The 16,027-nt window shown below is 64.9% G+C and carries 13 protein-coding genes and 1 pseudogene; 3 read left to right on the plus strand and 11 right to left on the minus strand.

The genetic code is table 11. The features are described 5' to 3' along the window. Window positions 1-2: 2 nt before the first annotated feature. From ACXAJT_RS14170 to ACXAJT_RS14210, 9 genes are all read right to left on the minus strand, one after another. A complete protein-coding gene (locus tag ACXAJT_RS14170; protein ID WP_475236249.1) occupies window positions 3-734 on the minus strand; it encodes a sulfite exporter TauE/SafE family protein in 732 nt (243 codons plus the stop codon). A 10-nt stretch (window positions 735-744) separates the two neighbouring features. Continuing rightward, the gene (locus ACXAJT_RS14175; protein WP_475236251.1) at window positions 745-2,226 is read right to left on the minus strand and encodes an aldehyde dehydrogenase family protein; all 1,482 of its coding nucleotides are present in this window, start codon (window positions 2,224-2,226) and stop codon (window positions 745-747) included. A gap of 115 nt (window positions 2,227-2,341) precedes the next feature. After that, window positions 2,342-3,226, minus strand: coding sequence for a formyltetrahydrofolate deformylase (purU, locus tag ACXAJT_RS14180; protein ID WP_475236253.1), 885 nt, complete (start codon window positions 3,224-3,226; stop codon window positions 2,342-2,344). Then, complete coding sequence (gene folD, locus ACXAJT_RS14185; RefSeq protein WP_475236255.1) at window positions 3,223-4,137, minus strand: bifunctional methylenetetrahydrofolate dehydrogenase/methenyltetrahydrofolate cyclohydrolase FolD; 915 nt, start codon at window positions 4,135-4,137, stop codon at window positions 3,223-3,225. The genes purU and folD overlap by 4 nt, the downstream gene beginning before the upstream one ends. Window positions 4,138-4,140: 3 nt before the next feature. Then, window positions 4,141-5,061 carry an electron transfer flavoprotein subunit alpha/FixB family protein gene (locus tag ACXAJT_RS14190; RefSeq protein WP_475236257.1) on the minus strand — a complete coding sequence of 307 codons (921 nt, stop codon included), beginning with the start codon at window positions 5,059-5,061 and terminating at the stop codon, window positions 4,141-4,143. After that, window positions 5,061-5,813, minus strand: a complete 753-nt coding sequence (locus ACXAJT_RS14195) for an electron transfer flavoprotein subunit beta/FixA family protein (RefSeq protein WP_475236259.1) — start codon at window positions 5,811-5,813, stop codon at window positions 5,061-5,063. The genes ACXAJT_RS14190 and ACXAJT_RS14195 overlap by 1 nt, the downstream gene beginning before the upstream one ends. A 39-nt stretch (window positions 5,814-5,852) precedes the next feature. Further along, the gene (locus tag ACXAJT_RS14200) at window positions 5,853-8,300 is read right to left on the minus strand and encodes a GcvT family protein (protein ID WP_475236261.1); all 2,448 of its coding nucleotides are present in this window, start codon (window positions 8,298-8,300) and stop codon (window positions 5,853-5,855) included. A 25-nt stretch (window positions 8,301-8,325) separates the two neighbouring features. Further along, window positions 8,326-10,761 carry a GcvT family protein gene (locus ACXAJT_RS14205; protein WP_475236499.1) on the minus strand — a complete coding sequence of 812 codons (2,436 nt, stop codon included), beginning with the start codon at window positions 10,759-10,761 and terminating at the stop codon, window positions 8,326-8,328. Between the two features lie 6 nt (window positions 10,762-10,767). Continuing rightward, the gene (locus tag ACXAJT_RS14210) at window positions 10,768-11,310 is read right to left on the minus strand and encodes a helix-turn-helix domain-containing protein (RefSeq protein ID WP_475236263.1); all 543 of its coding nucleotides are present in this window, start codon (window positions 11,308-11,310) and stop codon (window positions 10,768-10,770) included. 270 nt (window positions 11,311-11,580) lie between these two features. Here ACXAJT_RS14210 and ACXAJT_RS14215 point away from each other — a divergent pair. The 3 genes and pseudogenes from ACXAJT_RS14215 to ACXAJT_RS14225 all read left to right on the plus strand — a co-directional run. Next, window positions 11,581-11,781: pseudogene (locus tag ACXAJT_RS14215) on the plus strand (IS6 family transposase); the annotation flags it as partial. A gap of 59 nt (window positions 11,782-11,840) precedes the next feature. Continuing rightward, window positions 11,841-12,020, plus strand: coding sequence for a hypothetical protein (locus ACXAJT_RS14220; protein ID WP_475236265.1), 180 nt, complete (start codon window positions 11,841-11,843; stop codon window positions 12,018-12,020). A gap of 459 nt (window positions 12,021-12,479) precedes the next feature. Continuing rightward, a complete protein-coding gene (locus ACXAJT_RS14225) occupies window positions 12,480-13,829 on the plus strand; it encodes an MmgE/PrpD family protein (protein WP_475236267.1) in 1,350 nt (449 codons plus the stop codon). Between the two features lie 10 nt (window positions 13,830-13,839). Here the strand turns inward: ACXAJT_RS14225 and ACXAJT_RS14230 are convergent, their stop codons facing one another. Next, complete coding sequence (locus ACXAJT_RS14230) at window positions 13,840-14,769, minus strand: LysR family transcriptional regulator (protein ID WP_475236268.1); 930 nt, start codon at window positions 14,767-14,769, stop codon at window positions 13,840-13,842. Further along, window positions 14,766-15,893 (minus strand): zinc-dependent alcohol dehydrogenase family protein, encoded by a 1,128-nt coding sequence (locus tag ACXAJT_RS14235; RefSeq protein WP_475236270.1) that lies wholly within the window; start codon window positions 15,891-15,893, stop codon window positions 14,766-14,768. Before ACXAJT_RS14235 ends, ACXAJT_RS14230 begins: the two co-directional genes overlap by 4 nt. Between the last annotated feature and the right edge of the window lie 134 nt (window positions 15,894-16,027).

Here is a 16,027-nt window from a genome sequence, read left to right on the forward strand (position 1 = left end):
ACTCAGAACAGTCCGGCCAGCCCCTTCGCCCCGGTCAGAAACGCCGACACGAACAGCACCGCCAACGCAGCGATGCGGTAGTGACCATCGCCCAGACGTTCGAACAGGCGGGTGCCGGCCCATGTCCCGAGGATCATCAGCGGCCAGGCGCTGGCAGCCCGCGCCAGCATTTCCCACCGCAGCACATCTGCGGCAAGGGCCAGAGACCCAAGCGCTACGCAGGCGGTGAAGGCAAAGAACAGCATCAGCGAGGCGCGGCTGACCCGCCTATCGGCGCTTCGGCCCAAGAAATAGGCGACGGCGGGCGGGCCGGGCATCGCTGCAAGGCCTCCGAGCAACCCGGCCATGGCCCCTGCGATGATCGTGGCGCCGCGCCCGCCCGGCACTGCGAACCGTGCCAGAAGCGCCACCAGCCCCATGAGCACCACCACGGCAATCGCCAGCCGCAGCACATCCGCCGGCAGGCGCAGCGCGAAAAATGCGCCGACGGGCGTAAAGACCAGCGCCCCGGTACAAAGGAGGCCAAGCGCGCGCCGGTCCACATGACGGCGAACTTGCAGAAAATCGACCGGCGCGGCAGCGATCTGCAGCATCTGCGCCAGGATCACCGCCTGAAGCGGCGGCACGCTGAGGGAATAGAGCGGAACGGCAGCGAGGGCGAAACCGAACCCGGTCACGCCCCGCAAGAATCCCGCCGCCAGAGTGGAAGCGGCCAGAATGATGATGTCGGGCATCAGCGCCGCATCAGTCGAAGTTCATCACGATGGTCTTGGAGCGCGTGAAATGCTCGACCATCGCCTCCAGCGAGGCTTCCTTGCCCTGACCCGACCGGCCGAACCCGCCGTAGGAGACGTTGGGCTGGATCGTCAGGTTCTGGTTCACCTGCACATAGCCCGCGTTCAGCCGCGCCGTGCTGTCGAGCGCGGTGGACAGGCTGCCGGTCCAGACCGACGCGGCCAGGCCGTAGTGCGTCGAGTTCGCCAAGGTCAGCACCGCGTCGTAGTCAGACCAGCCTTTGACCACGGCGACGGGGCCGAAGATCTCTTCCATCACGCACGGATGATCGTCGGGCAGGCTGGTGAGGATGGTCGGCCGGGCAAACAGCTCCGGCGACAGCGCGGCATCATCTGGCAGGGCGCCATAGCGGTGAACCTGCGCGCCGGGGGTGGCCTCGGCCTTGGCGATGTAGCTGTCGATGGTCGCAACTTGCTTGGCGTTGATGATGGTGCCGATGTCCGTGGCCTCGTCCAGCGGGTCCCCGATGACCAGCTTGTCGAGCGCTGCGCCGAGCCGTTCCATGAAGGCATCGTGCAGGCTGTCATGAACATAGATGCGGCTGGCGGCGGTGCAGCTCTGGCCCTGCCGGGTGAAGCGCATGCCCGAGATCGCCCCGGCTACGGCCTTGTCCAGATCAGCATCGGCGCAGACGATCATCGCGGATTTGCCGCCCAGTTCCAGCGAGACGGGAATGATCCGGCTCGCGCCGATCCTGTTGATGGTCTCGCCTACGGCCTCGGAGCCGGTGAAGGTGATCTTGGCCACGTCCGCGTGGCTGGTGAGCGCGTTGCCGCATGTCGCGCCGGTGCCGTTCACCACGTTCAGCACGCCCGCCGGCAGGTGCTGCATCATCAGCTCGGCAAAGAGATAAGTGGCAAAGGGCGCCTCCTCTGACGATTTGACCACCACGGTATTGCCCGCAACCAGCGCCGGGCCGACCTTCAGCGCGAAGAGCACGAGCGGCACGTTCCAGGGCACGATGGCCGCCACGACGCCGAGCGGCTCGCGCGTGGTCATGGTCAGCATGCGCGGGTTGTAGGGCACGGTCTGGCCCTTAAGCTCGGAGCCGAGGCCGCCGTAGAATTCCACGATGTCGGCGGCGACAGTGACCTCGCCCCGGCATTCGGTGCGGATGGCCTTGCCGGTCTCGCGGGCGAGCACCTGCGCTATCAGCTCGGCCTTGTCCGCCACGGCGCGGGCGGCGGCGGCGACGGCCTTGCCCCGGTCGCGCGCGGGCACCTGCGCCCAGGCGATCTGTGCCTCGCGCGCGCAGTCCACGGCGGCGGCGGTCTCTGCCGCGTCGCTTGCAGCAGCCGCGCCGATCAGGGCCCCGGTGGCCGGGTTCAGCACGTCGAGCGTGACAGCGGAAGGGACACGGGCATTGCCGATCAGGTTCACGCCCGCGTAGCTTGCGATGATGTCTTCGGGGGTTTGCTGCGGTGTGGTCATGTGTGCTCTCGTCTTCAGGCGCGTGATCATGCGCGGTCACCCTTGCGTACCGCCGGATCACACCTGCGATTAGGTCCAATTCTCTCTACCTGTAAGGCCGGTTCCGGCGTCCGGTTCAGCCCATCCGTTCCGAGGAAAAGCTGCCCGGCGAAGCAGGGAAGACCACCGTCTTGTTGCCATTGAGAAAGGCGCGGTGATGGGCGTGGGCGTGGATGGCGCGCGCCAGCACGGAGGCTTCAACGTCGCGGCCCAGCGACACGTAGTCCGTCGCGCTTTGGGCATGGGTGATGCGCACGGTATCCTGTTCGATGATCGGCCCCTCGTCGAGGTCGGCGGTGACGTAGTGCGAGGTCGCGCCGATCAGCTTCACGCCGCGCTCGTAGGCCTGCTTGTAGGGGTTCGCGCCCTTGAACGACGGCAGGAAGGAGTGGTGGATGTTGATGATCCGGCCCGACATCTTCTGGCACATCTCGTCACTGAGGATCTGCATGTAGCGGGCCAGCACGATCAGCTCCGCGCCGGTATCCTCGACCACCTTCATGATGGCGGCTTCGGCCTGCGGCTTGTTGTCCTTCGTCACCTTGATGCAGTGGAAGGGTATATCGGCGTTTACCACGACTTTCTGGTAATCCATGTGGTTGGAGATCACCGCCACCACCTCGACAGGGAGCGCGCCGATCTTCACCCGGTAGAGCAGATCATTCAGGCAGTGGCCAAAGCGAGAGACCATGATGACGACCTTCATCTTCTCGGCCTCGTCGTGGAAGGCGTAGGTCATCTCCATCTCGCTGGCGATCGCGGCAAAGCGGGAATTCAGCTTCTCCAGCGCCGCGCCTTCTTCGGGCACGAAGCTGATGCGCATGAAGAACTGGCCTGTCTCCTGATCGTCGAACTGGGCGCTGTCGGTGATGTTGCAGGCATGGTCGGCAAGGAAAGTGGAGATCGCGGCGACGATTCCGCGCCGGGAGGGGCAGGTCACGGTCAGGCAAAACTTGGTCATGTCGGGTCCTGGAGGTCTAGGGAGATGGGCCTGTCGGGCAGGCCGAGCAGGTGACAATAGGCAGAGAGTGTGTTGGCCAGCAGGCAGGCGATGGTCATGGGGCCGACGCCGCCGGGCACGGGGGTGATGGCACCGGCAATCTCACGCGCGGCGATGTCGACGTCGCCCGTGATGCGCGTCTTGTCCGGCCCGAGATCGGGGGCCGCAACGCGGTTGATCCCGACGTCGATGACCGTGGCACCGGGCTTGAGCCAATCGGCCTTGACCAGCCCGGGAACGCCCGCGGCGGCCACGACGATATCGGCCATGCGCGCCAGTTCGGGGATGTTGGTCGACGACTTATGCGCCACCATCACGGTGCAATTGGCATTGAGAAGCAGCCGCGCCATCGGCTTGCCGACCACATTGGAATGGCCGATCACCAGCGCGGTCTTGCCGCGAAAGTCGTCGTGCAGGGTGCGCAGCATCATCATGCAGCCCAGCGGCGTACAGGGCACGATGGCGTCCTGCCCCGTACCGACCATTCCGACGTTCGAAATATGAAAGCCGTCCACGTCCTTTTGCGGCGCGATCGCGTTGATCACCGCACGCGAATCCAGATGATCCGGCAGCGGCAGCTGCACGAGGATGCCATGCACGAGGCTGTCTTCGTTGAGCTGGTGGATCAGCGCCAGAAGGGTCTCGGCGCTGGTGTCGGCGGGCAGGCGGTGCTCGAATGAGGCCATGCCAGCCTCCACCGCCTGCTTGCCCTTGGAGCGGACGTAGATCTCAGAGGCCGGATCGTGCCCCACCAGCACCACGGCCAGACCGGGGGTCTGGCCGGTTTCGGCCACCAATTCGCGGACGCGCAGACCGACGCGGGTTCGGACCGCCTGCGCGTAGGCCTTGCCGTCAATCAGCTGCGCGCCCATCGCTCAGAGTGCCTCTGTCAGGGTCGGGACGGCGTCGAACAGGTCGGCGACAAGGCCGTAGTCCGCCACCTGGAAGATCGGGGCGTCTTCGTCCTTGTTGATCGCGACGATCACCTTTGAATCCTTCATCCCCGCGAGGTGCTGGATCGCGCCGGAGATGCCAACGGCAATATAGAGGTCGGGCGCCACCACCTTGCCGGTCTGGCCGACTTGGAGATCGTTTGAGGCAAAGCCCGAGTCCACCGCCGCGCGCGAGGCACCGACCGCCGCACCCAGCTTGTCCGCGAGGGTCGAGACGAGAGCGAAGTTTTCCTCGGAGCCGATACCGCGCCCGCCGGAGACGACCACCTTGGCCGAGGTCAGCTCGGGGCGGTCGGAGGAGACGACCTTGTCTTCCACATGCACGCTGAGGTCGGACACAGCCGACAGTGCCACGGTCTCTACCGGAGAGGTCGCGCCGGTGCCGGCGGCCTCGAAGCCAGTTGTGCGGATCGACAGCACCTTGACCGGATCGATCGACTGGACCGTCTGGATCGCGTTGCCAGCGTAGATCGGGCGCTTGAAGGTATCTGCCGAGATCACCTCGGTCACATCGGTCATCACCATCGCGTCGAGCAGAGCCGCCGCGCGGGGCAGCACGTTGCGCCCGGAGTTGCCCGCCGGGGCGACGATATGGGTGAAGCCCTGCGCCTGATCGAGGATCAGCTGAGCCACGTTCTCGGCCAGCCCGTTGGCCACGGCGGCATCTTCGCAGACCAGCACCTTTGCCACGCCCTCAAGGCTTGCAGCCTCTTCGCCCGCTGCCGTGGGACCACAGACCAGCGCAGTCACCTCGCCCAGTCGCGCCGCCGCCGTGACGGCCTTGGCGGTTGCATCCAGCGCCAGCGCGCCGCCTGCCATTTCTGCCAGTAGAAGTACAGCCATCAGACCAGCCCCTGTTCCTTGAGTTTGCCTACCAATTCCTCGACCGAGCCGACGGTAATCCCCGCCGCGCGGCCTGCCGGTTCTTCGGTTGCCAGCACCTTGAGGCGCGGCGAAAGGTCGACGCCGTAATCGGCGGCGGTCTTCTCTTCGAGCGGCTTTTTCTTGGCCTTCATGATGTTGGGCAGCGAGGCATAGCGCGGCTCGGTAAGGCGCAGGTCGGTGGTGATGACCGCCGGCAACTTGACCGAGATGGTCTGCAAGCCACCGTCGACCTCACGGGTGACAGAGGCCTTGCCGCCCTCTACTTCGACCTCGGAGGCAAAAGTCGCCTGACCCCAGCCGAGGAGCGCAGCCAGCATCTGGCCGGTGGCGTTCATGTCGTTGTCAATCGCCTGCTTGCCGGCGATGATCAGCTCGGGGGCCTCGTCGGCTACCACCTTGGCCAGGATCTTGGCGACGGTCAGCGGCTCGATATCGTCGCCGGTGTCGGCCTCGACGAGAATGGCGCGGTCGGCGCCCATGGCCAGTGCGGTGCGCAGGGTTTCCTGCGCCTTCTTGTCACCGATGGAGACGACGACCACCTCGGTTACGGTCCCGGCTTCCTTCAGGCGGATCGCCTGCTCGACCGAAATTTCGTCGAAGGGGTTCATCGACATCTTGACGTTGGCCAGATCGACACCGCTGCCGTCCGGTTTGACGCGGACCTTCACGTTGTAGTCGATCACGCGCTTGACGGGGACAAGGATCTTCATCTCTTGCGTGCTCCTGTTGGTTGCGGGGACCCGGGAAGGTCAGACCTTCACGCGCTCCGATTTCGGGTCATAGAAGGGTTTGAGCGAGGCTTCGGCCCTGATGCGGCGCCCGGCGACCTCAATCTCGTAGGTGGAGCCAAGCACATCCTGAACCGACTGGCCGGGGCAGGGGACGTAGCCCATGCCCATCGCCGCGCCGAGGTGGTGGCCGTAGGCGCCGGATGCGAGGTAGCCGACAATGGCACCGTCGCGCACGATGGGTTCGGCGTGATAGAGCATCGGCTCCGGGTCGGTCAGCTTGAACTGGACGAGGCGGTTTCGTAGGCCCTCGTCGCGCTTGCGCTGAACGGCGTCGCGGCCGATGAAATCCACATCTGTCTTCTTGATGGCGAAGCCGAGGCCGGCCTCCAGGATGTGATCCTCGGACGAGATGTCATGCCCGAAGTGGCGAAAGCCCTTTTCGATGCGGCAGCTGTCCATCATGTGCAGCCCGCAGAGCTTTGCGTCCATGTCGCGGCCTGCCTCGCGCAGCACCTCGAAGACATGGGCGGCCATGTCGGTGCTAACATACAGCTCCCACCCCAGCTCGCCGACATAGGTGACGCGGTGCGCGCGGGCGAGGCCCATGCCGATCTCGATCTCTTGCGCGGTGCCGAAGGGGTTGGCCTCGTTGGAGAAATCAGCCGGCGAAACGCGGGAGAGCAGATCGCGCGATTTGGGGCCCATGACGCAGATCACCGCCTCGGACGCGGTGGCATCAAAGAGCGTCACGCGGAAATCGCCCATGTGGCGGCGCAGCCATTCCTGATCGGCCAGCCGCGTGGCGGCGGGGGTGACGACGAGGTAGGCGGTTTCGGACAGGCGGGTGATGGTCACATCCGCTTCGATCCCGCCGGAGGCGTTGAGTAGCTGGCTGTAGACGATCTTGCCTACCGGGACCGACAGGTTGGAGGCGGAGACGTAGTTGAGGAACGCTTGCGCATCCGGGCCTTCAACGCGGATCTTGCCGAAGGACGACATGTCGTAGATGCCGACGTTTTCGCGGATCGCCTTGTGTTCGCGGGCGGCGTTGTCGAACCAGTTCTGGCGCTTCCAGCTGTAGCGATATTCCGGCGTCTGGCCTGCGTCCGCGAACCAGTTGGCACGCTCCCAGCCGGCCAACTCGCCCATGACCGCGCCCTCGCGCAGCAGCGCGTCATGCAGCGGCGAGCGGCGGATACCGCGGGCGGTGGCCTTTTGCCGATAGGGGAAGTGATCGGCGTAGAGCAGGCCCAGCGTTTCCTTCGACCGCTCAAAGAGATAGGTCTTGTTGCCTTGGAAGGGCTGCATCCGCGCGATGTCCACATCGCCCAGATCGAACGGCTTGTCGCCCGTGTCCATCCACGAGGCCAGCGCCGATCCCGCGCCGCCCGCCGACTGGATACCGATGGAGTTGAAGCCGGCGGCGACCCAGACATTGTCCATCCCCGGCGCAAGGCCAAGGTGATAGGCGTCATCGGGGGTGAAGCTTTCGGGACCATTGAAGAAGGTGTGGATGCCCGCCTCGGCCAGCAGGGGCATCCGGTTCACCGCCTGTTCGAGGATCGGCTCGAAATGGTCGAAATCCTCGGGCAGCTGGTCGAACTCGAAGTCTTCGGAGATGCCGTTCATGCCCCAGGGCTTCGCCACCGGTTCAAAGGCGCCGAGCAGCAGCTTGCCGGCGTCTTCCTTGTAGTAGGCGCATTCCTCGGGGACGCGCAGGGTGGGCAGCTGGGTCAGGCCGGGGATGGTGTCGGTGACGATGTAGAAGTGCTCGCAGGCATGCAGCGGTACGTTCACGCCCATCTGGCGGCCGACCTCGCGGCCCCACATGCCGGCGCAGTTCACCACCATTTCGCATTGGATGGTGCCGCTCTCGCCGCTCTCGGACTGCCAGGAAACGCTGTCGATACGGCGCCCGTCGCGGCCAAAGCCAGTGACCCTGGTACGCTCGATCACCTGCGCGCCGCGCATCCTGGCGCCCTTGGCCAGCGCCAGCGCGATGTTGGCGGGGTCGCCTTGCCCGTCCTTGTCGAGGTAGACGGCGGCCTTCACGTCATCAACGTTCACATGCGGATAGCGGGTTTTCAGCTCCGACGGGCTGATCTCTTCGACCTCGACACCGAATGCGCGGGCCATCGACGCTTGCCGCAGGATCTCCTCGCGGCGCTCGTCGCTCAGGGCCACGGTGATCGAGCCGTTGCGGCGGAAACCGGTGGCGACGCCGGTTTCCTCTTCGAGCTTGCCGTAGAGTTCCTGCGAATATTTCGCCAGTTTGGTCATGTTCTTGGTGGCGCGCAGCTGGGCGATGAGGCCCGCGGCGTGCCATGTGGTGCCGGAGGTCAGCTGCTTGCGTTCGAGCAGCACCACGTCTTTCCAGCCGAGTTGTGTGAGGTGATAGGCGACAGAGCAGCCGATCACACCGCCGCCGAGGATCACGACGCGGGCGCGTTCAGGGGGGAGGGCCATGTTGGGCGTCCTTTCAGATCCGGGGTCAGGCGCGGATGCGGGCGTTGTCTTCATCCCACAGGGTTGGCGTTTCATTGACCGTGGCGCTCAGCCGCTGGCCGTAGACGGCCACCTCGACCGAAGCGCCTGCAGGGACAGATGCATCCAGCATCGCCAGCGCGATGGCCGCCTCGACGCGGTGGCCGTAGGCCGAGGACAGCACCACGCCCGCCAGTTCGCCGTCAGCAAAGACGCTGGCCATGTAGGGGGCATCCTGCTGCCCGGTTTCGACGGTCAGAGACGCTAGCCGTTTGGCGGGCTGTTGCTGCGCCTTTGCCAGCGCGGGTTTGCCGGGGAAATCCTGCGGCTTGTCCAGTTTGACGAAGCGGCCGAGGCCGGTCTCGAAAAGGGTGTAATCGGCGGACAGATCGCCCTTCCACGTGAGATAACCCTTTTCGATGCGCATGGAATTGAGTGCATACATTCCGAAGGGCGTGGCCCCTGCATCGCGGATCGCGGCATAAACCGGCGCGGCATCCTCGGGGGCGCAATGCACCTCCCACCCCAGTTCCCCGACAAAGGAGACGCGCGCCAGCATCGCGGGCTTGCCCGCCACCTTGGCCTGCTGGTGGGTGAGCCAGCCGAGGGTGAGGTCGGCATCAGAGATCCCGGCCAGCACATCACGCGAGGTCGGACCGGTGACCAGCATGCCCACGACATCGCGGGTCTTGTCGGTGACCGTCACCGTCTCGGGCATGGCGGCGCGCAGGATCTCGCCGTCGTGCCAGAGGGCGACGGCAGCTGTCATCAGAGTGAAATCATCCTCGCCGTGGCGGATGCAGGACATCTCTGTCAGCACATGGCCCCGGTCGTCGGCGATGTAGATCAGGTTCATCCGCCCCACTTTGGGCAGGGCCCCGGTGATGAGGCTGCGCAGCGCCTCTGCCGCGCCGTCGCCCTTGAGGCCGAAGCGCGAGAACCCGGCAAGATCGATCACCCCTGCGCCATCGCGCACGCCCAGCACCTCTTCGCGGACGCGTGCCTGCCACGGGCCATTGCGGTCCCATGTGAGCGTCGCATCTTCGGACGTGTCGTCGCCGTCCTTGGCGAACCAGTTCGCCCGCTCCCAGCCGTTGTAGGCCCCCATCTGCGCGCCATCGGCCAGCAGGCGCTCATGGTTGGGTGACAGCTTCTTGTCGCGGCCCGCAGGCCATTCGTGATGCGGGAAGTGCATCGCGTATTCGTGGCCGTAGGTCTCCATCACCTTGGCGCTGGTGAACCCGGCATCGGCGTGGTCGGTGTAGCGGCGCGGATCGACCGACCACATGTCCCATTCAGTGTAGCCGTGCATGATCCATTCGGACAGCACCTTGCCCGCGCCGCCGCCCTGCGCGATGCCGAAGGTGAAGCTGTGCGCCTCGAAGGCATTGGGCACGCCCGGCATCGGGCCGATCATCGGCAGGCCATCGGGGGCGTAGGGGATCGGGCCGTTGATGTTGCGCTGAACGCCCTGGGACCCCAGAAGCGGCACGCGCTCCATCGCGTCCATGATGTACCATTCCAGCCGGTCGAGATCGTCGGGATAAAGCTGGAAGCTGAAATCCTCGGGCATCTCCGCGCCCGACGCCCAGCCCACCTGACAGTTACGCTCATAGGGGCCGAGGTTCAGCGAAAAGGTGTCCTGCCGCAGGTAGTAGGAGCTGTCGACGTCGCGCAGCATCGGCACCTTGCGCTTGTTCTGCTCTGTCCAGGCCTTGATCTCGGGGATCGCCTCGGTGAGGAAATACTGGTGGCTCATGACGGTGAGCGGCACCTCCCGCCCGCCGTGGGGCAGGAACCATTCGCCGACGCGTGCGGCGTAGTAGCCGGCGGCGTTGACCACGAATTCGGCTCGGATATCGCCCTGATCGGTGTGCACCACCCACTCCCCATTCTCCCGGCTGACGCCGGTGGCGGGGGTGAAGCGGGCGATGGTGGCGCCAAGCGCGCGCGCGCCCTTGGCCAGCGCCTGCGTGACCTGAGAGGGGTCGATATCGCCATCGAGCGGATCCCACAGCCCGCCTTCCAGATCATGGGTTTCCATGAAAGGCATGTGGGCCTGAAGTTCATCGGGCGTGCACATGTCCATTTGCAGGCCCATCTGGGCGGCCATGTCGCGGACGCGCTCGAATTCCATCATCCGCGTGTGGCTGTGGGCCAGACGCACCGCACCGGTGATGTGGTAGTTGATCGGATAATCGACCTCTTCGGCCAGATCGCGATACATGGCCAGCCCATAGCGCTGCATGTTCATGATGCCGTAGTTGGCTGCGAAGTTGGGGCAGTTGCCCGCCGCGTGCCATGTGGAGCCCGCCGTCAGCTCGTTCTTCTCGAGCAGGACGCAGTCAGTCCAGCCGGCCTTGGCAAGATGGTAGAGTGCGGAGGTGCCGACGACACCGCCGCCGATGATGACCACTCGGGCCGTGGAGGGAAGAGCCATGATGAAGCCTCAGTAGACAGGAGGGGAAATGACCCAGATCGCGCAGGCGGGGTCTTCGTAGGGGTTGGCCCAGCGGTATTCAGAGCCCTTGATGCGGAAGCTGTCTCCCGCCTCGATGGTGAACCGCTGATCGCCGATGAAGATGTCGAGCCGCCCGGAGATCAGGTATGCGACTTCGGTGGTGGCGCGTTGTTTTGGCTCGTCGAGCGCACTGCCCGGCAGGAAGGTCGAGTGGATGACTTCGAAATCGTCGGTCAGATCGGGCGACACGAGCGACTCGACAAGACCTTCGTCCCGCTCACCGATTTCGCGGCGCGCAGTTGCCCGGACCACATATCCGCGCTCCTCCGGGGGGGCGTCGGTGGCGCCGAAGAACATCGACAGGGGCACGTCGAGGATCCGCGCCATCGCTCGCAGATCCTTCATGGAGGGCTCCGACAAGCCGCGCTCCACTTGGCTCATCCAGCCAACGGAACGGTCGAGCGCCTTCGCCAATGCCTGAAGCGTGAGCTGACGGGCTACCCGTAACGCCTTGATATCTTGTCCGATCATATGATCTCCGGATCCTCGTCCCAGTCGTGGTCCGCTATGCTGGTTGCCACCAAAAAAGGCTCAATGAAAAAGTCGTAAATATTTTCATTTCGCACAAGTGAAAAATGACAACACTTTTTCATCAGACGTAAAGGGTGTGGTTTTCGCCTAAGAAACGGGCAGTTTCGCCGATGGCTCTTTCATTCCTTGGGCGACATTTGGAGGAGGGAGTGCCAATTTGCTTTCCCTGTTGAGCGGGTCTAACTGGTGGAAATGAAGATCCCACCTTAGATACCGCGCCTGAAAGGCTTGCATTTCCCCGGCGTGATCATCGCCTACGCCGTCTGGGCCTACCATCGGCTCGCGCTGAGTACGGCGGATTTAGAGGGTCCGCTCGCCGAGCGAGGCGTAGTCGTCAGCTGTGAAGCCGTTCGCAAATGGGTGAACCGGTTTGGTCAGCATTTCGCACACTGCATCAGGCGCGCCTGGCCCGCCTCAGACAACACTCGGCGCAAATCGAGGCCTCGGCCCGCATCACGCAGCCTTGCTCGATGGATGGGCACTGGCGCGATCCACGCCCGCGCCTGGCCGTGGCGGAGAACCGCATCGCGCTCACCGATCCGCTTGAGGGATTGGTGCGGCTTGTCGACCCCGCAAGTCTTGCAGAAACGGCGACGATCCCGGTCGAGGGGCTGCCCTACAACATCCTCGCCGTGGCGACAGCGGCCTGACCCACTGATCCCGCTTGAGCGGCGGCAGACGCCGAGCAGTAGGCCCAACTTGCACCGCGCGAGGGCACATGCATGCCAATTGCCAAAGGGCCCGCCAATGGCGGGCCCTTTCCGCTCTGCACTGTGGGCGAAGGCGACCGTCCGCGCCGTGAATGGGTTGTCAGAGGAACGGCGACAGCATCATCCAGGCGGCAAGCGCGATCAGCGATCCTGCCAGCAGCTGTGCCACGGGTAATGGAATCACATAGTTCAGCGTTATCGGTCGCTGCAGACCCGCGAAAGCCGTCCAAATTCTTTGCCATACATCGGCTCATCGCGAACTTTCCTGCTATTGTTTAAGCCAAATCCACCCTTCGCATCGCTGGTCAGAACTTCCTTCTATGACCGACAGAGCCAAGAACTATTGGCCCGCGAAGGCCCTAAACGGGATGCTACGGGTGACAAACAAGAGGTCTCCCCATGCTCGAAGCACATGTCGCCACGCGGGAAAACGCCGCCGCAGAACCGCTTGATGCACTGATCGAGCTGACGGCGCTGCCGCTGGCCCACTGCCCGGCAGAGGCCCTCGCGCTGGCCCGCGTTTCGCTGGTCGACTGGCTGATCTGCGGCATCGCCGGGGCGTCCGAGCCCGTGGCCACGAAGATACGTAGCTTTGCCGCGTCGGAGGGGCAGGCGTCCGCCGAGGTTTCGGTCTTCGGCGGCAGCCATGCGCCGGCGCGTACGGCGGCGATGGTCAATGGCACCATCTCGCATGCGCTGGACTACGACGATACACATTTTGACCACGTCGGTCACCTTTCGGTCGGCATCTACCCCGCGGCGCTGGCCATGGCAGAGGCGCAGGATGCCTCGGCGGAGGAGCTTGTCACAGCGTTTCTCGTCGGGGCTGAAGGCGCGATACGTCTTGGCCGAGTCCTTGGCTTGGCGCATTACAATCGCGGCTTTCATCAGACGGCGACGGCTGGGGCATTTGGCGCGACGCTCGCAGCCGGACGCATCGCGAAGCTCGACGATGCGCAGATGCGCGCGGCGCTTGGGCTCTGTGCGACACGGGCGTCGGGGCTCAAGAGCCAGTTTGGTACCATGGGAAAACCGCTGAACGCGGGCATTGCGGCATCCAATGGAGTCGAGGCCGTACAGCTCGCCGCCCTGGGGCTGAGTTCGCCGGACGATGGCGTTTTCGGGCAGCAGGGGTTCGTCGAGACTCATGCCGACGCGCCGGAGCCGTTCATCTACGGATTGTCCGACATTAGGTTCATGGACAACCGTTACAAGTTCCACGCCTGCTGCCACGGCCTGCACGCGATGATCGAGGGGCTGCGCGCGATTGCTGGGCAGGTCGATATCGAGCAGGTCGAGAGGCTGCAGGTCAGGACCAACCCGCGCTGGCTCAAGGTCTGCGACCTGAAGGCACCGCGCACCGGGCTCGAGGTGAAGTTCAGCTATGTCTGGCTGGCGGGGATGGTGCTGAGTGGGCTCGAGACCGGTGAGGGAGGGCTCTACACAGATGCCCTCGCGGCCGATCCCATATTGGCAGCCTTCGCACGGAAGGTGGAGGTCACGGGCGACGCCACGCTCAGTGATCAGCAGGGCGCGGGCACGCTGGTTCTGCGAGACGGAACCCAGCTCACCTACAGGCATGACCTCGCCGCGCCCGTGCCTCCGGCCGAGCTGATGCAGCGCGTTGCTGGCAAAGCCCGGACGGTGCTCGGTGTGCGCGCCGCGCCGCTGCTGGCCATGACTGAGCGGATCGATGCCGACCCGCGTAGCGTTCCCGCCCGCGACATTGGCGCGCTGATCCGCGCGTAAAGCTGGGGCATTAAACCAGGCTGGCTTCCCAGATGCCGCGTTGGACCAATTCGCGCGCGACGTCGAGCGTGACCTGTTCCACCGCGCGGCAGGCCCGCGTCATGACCCGGGCCGGGTTCGACACGAGGTAGACCGGGCGCATCATCGTGGGGGCAATGATCGGGGCGCGCAGCAGCTCGCCTCGTTTGACGAAGTCCTGCGCGGCGACGGGGGCAAAAATCGTGTAACCCGAGCCGCGCGCGACCAACTCCTTGATCTGAGTCATCGCGTCCATCTCGACCACCACGTTCAGCTTGATCCCGTGCTTGCTGCAATAACCCTCGATCATATTGCGCAGCCCGTTCGACGTGAGGATCATATCGAGCGGTTGCAGTTCGGCCAGTGGCACCGGCGTGCCGGGCGGGGTATCGAGGGGCCAGGCGTCGGGGGCCGAATAGAAGAACAGTTCCTCGTCCATCACATGTGTCGCCCGCAAATGCCCGGCATCGGTCAGGTCATAGAGAAACCCGATGTCCACCGTGCCATCCTCGATCCAAGTCTTCAGATAGCCGCTCATCGCCTCGACCGCGCGCAGGCGCACCTCGGGCAGCTCCAGCCGGACCGTTTCGGCCAGCGGCACCGACATGACCATCGAGCATGACGGGGGCATGCCGAAACCCACCCGTCCGCGGACCACGCCGCCGAGCTCTCGCATGTCGTCGATGCAGCGGTCGAGGCTATCGCAAATCTTCCGCGCGTGCTCGACGAAGACATGACCCTCCTGCGTCAGCAGCGTGCCGCGCGGCGAGCGGTCCATCAGCTTGACACCCAGTTCCTCCTCCATGCGCTGGATGTGCTGTGACAGCGAGGGCTGAGCAACCCCGATGCTGTGCGCCGCCGCCGAAATCGACGGCGAATCGGCGATGGCGAGAAAATAGCGTAGCTGTCTTATGTCGATCATCCGCCGAACTCGATCACCTGGCGGATGGCGGTGCCCTGGTCGAGCTGGTCCATCGCGCGGTTGATGTCGCGCAGTCTCAGTCGGTGCGTCAGCATTTTCTCGACCGGCAGCTTGCCCTGCGTGTGCAAAGAGAACATGCGAGGCAAGTCTCTTTGCGGCACGCAGGAACCAATGTAACTGCCCTTGAGTGTGCGTTCTTCGGCCACCAGTTGCAGCGCGTTCAGGGACATGCGGGCGTCGGGGTGGGGCAGGCCGGCGGTGACGGTCGTGCCACCGCGGCAGGTGCAGCCCCAGGCGGTCTCCAGCGCTTTGGTCGAACCGGCAAGCTCGATCGCCACATCGACGCCGCCGCCCGTGGCGTCGCGCACGGCTTCAATTGTGTGTTCGTCGGCCTTCACGGTGCGGGTCGCGCCCATCTCAACCGCGGTCTGCATCTTCGTCTCGAACGGATCAATGGCGATGATCTCGCCCGCGCCAGCCGCCACCGCGCCGAGGATGGCCGAGAGGCCGACACCGCCAAGCCCGAAGACCGCGACCTTCGAGCCGGGCATTACCCGCGCGGTGTTGAACACGGCACCCGCGCCGGTGAGCATGGCACAGGAAAACAGCGCCGAGATGTGTGGGGGCAGGTCAGCTTCGACCCTAACCAGCGATTGGCGCGCAAGGACGGCATGGGTGGCAAAGGCGGAAACCCCGACGTGGTGATTTACCGGCGCGCCGTCCATCGACAGGCGGCGATGTCCGGTCATCAGCTCGCCGACGCCATGGTGCTTCGCCGCGCGGGTGCAAAGCGCGGGCCGTCCTTCGGCGCAGGGCAGGCAGCTGCCGCACCCCGGTGCGAAGATACAGACAACGTGATCCCCGGGGGCAAGATCGTCGACCCCCGCGCCGACCTCCTCGACGAAGCCCGACGCCTCGTGCCCCAGAACCATCGGTACCGGGCGCGGGCGCGTGCCATTGATCACCGACAGATCCGAATGGCACACCCCGGCGGCGGCCACGCGAATCCGCACTTCGCCCGGGCCGGGCGCCGCGAGGTCAAGCTCGCACACCGCCAATGTGCCCGCGGCCTCGAAATCGCGCTCCACCCCCCCGTGCAAGAGCACGGCAGCTTCGATCTTCATCCTTCTCTCCTCCCATAGGCCTGAGCGGCTCCTCTGATGCTCAGGCTAAGGCTTCGGGCGAGGGCCGAAACACCTTTCCCTAGGGGTATAGCTTAAACCTATGACCGGAATTGCGCCAAGGTATTGGCGGGGGT

The organism is Salipiger sp. ABF4_146 (genome assembly GCF_056161345.1).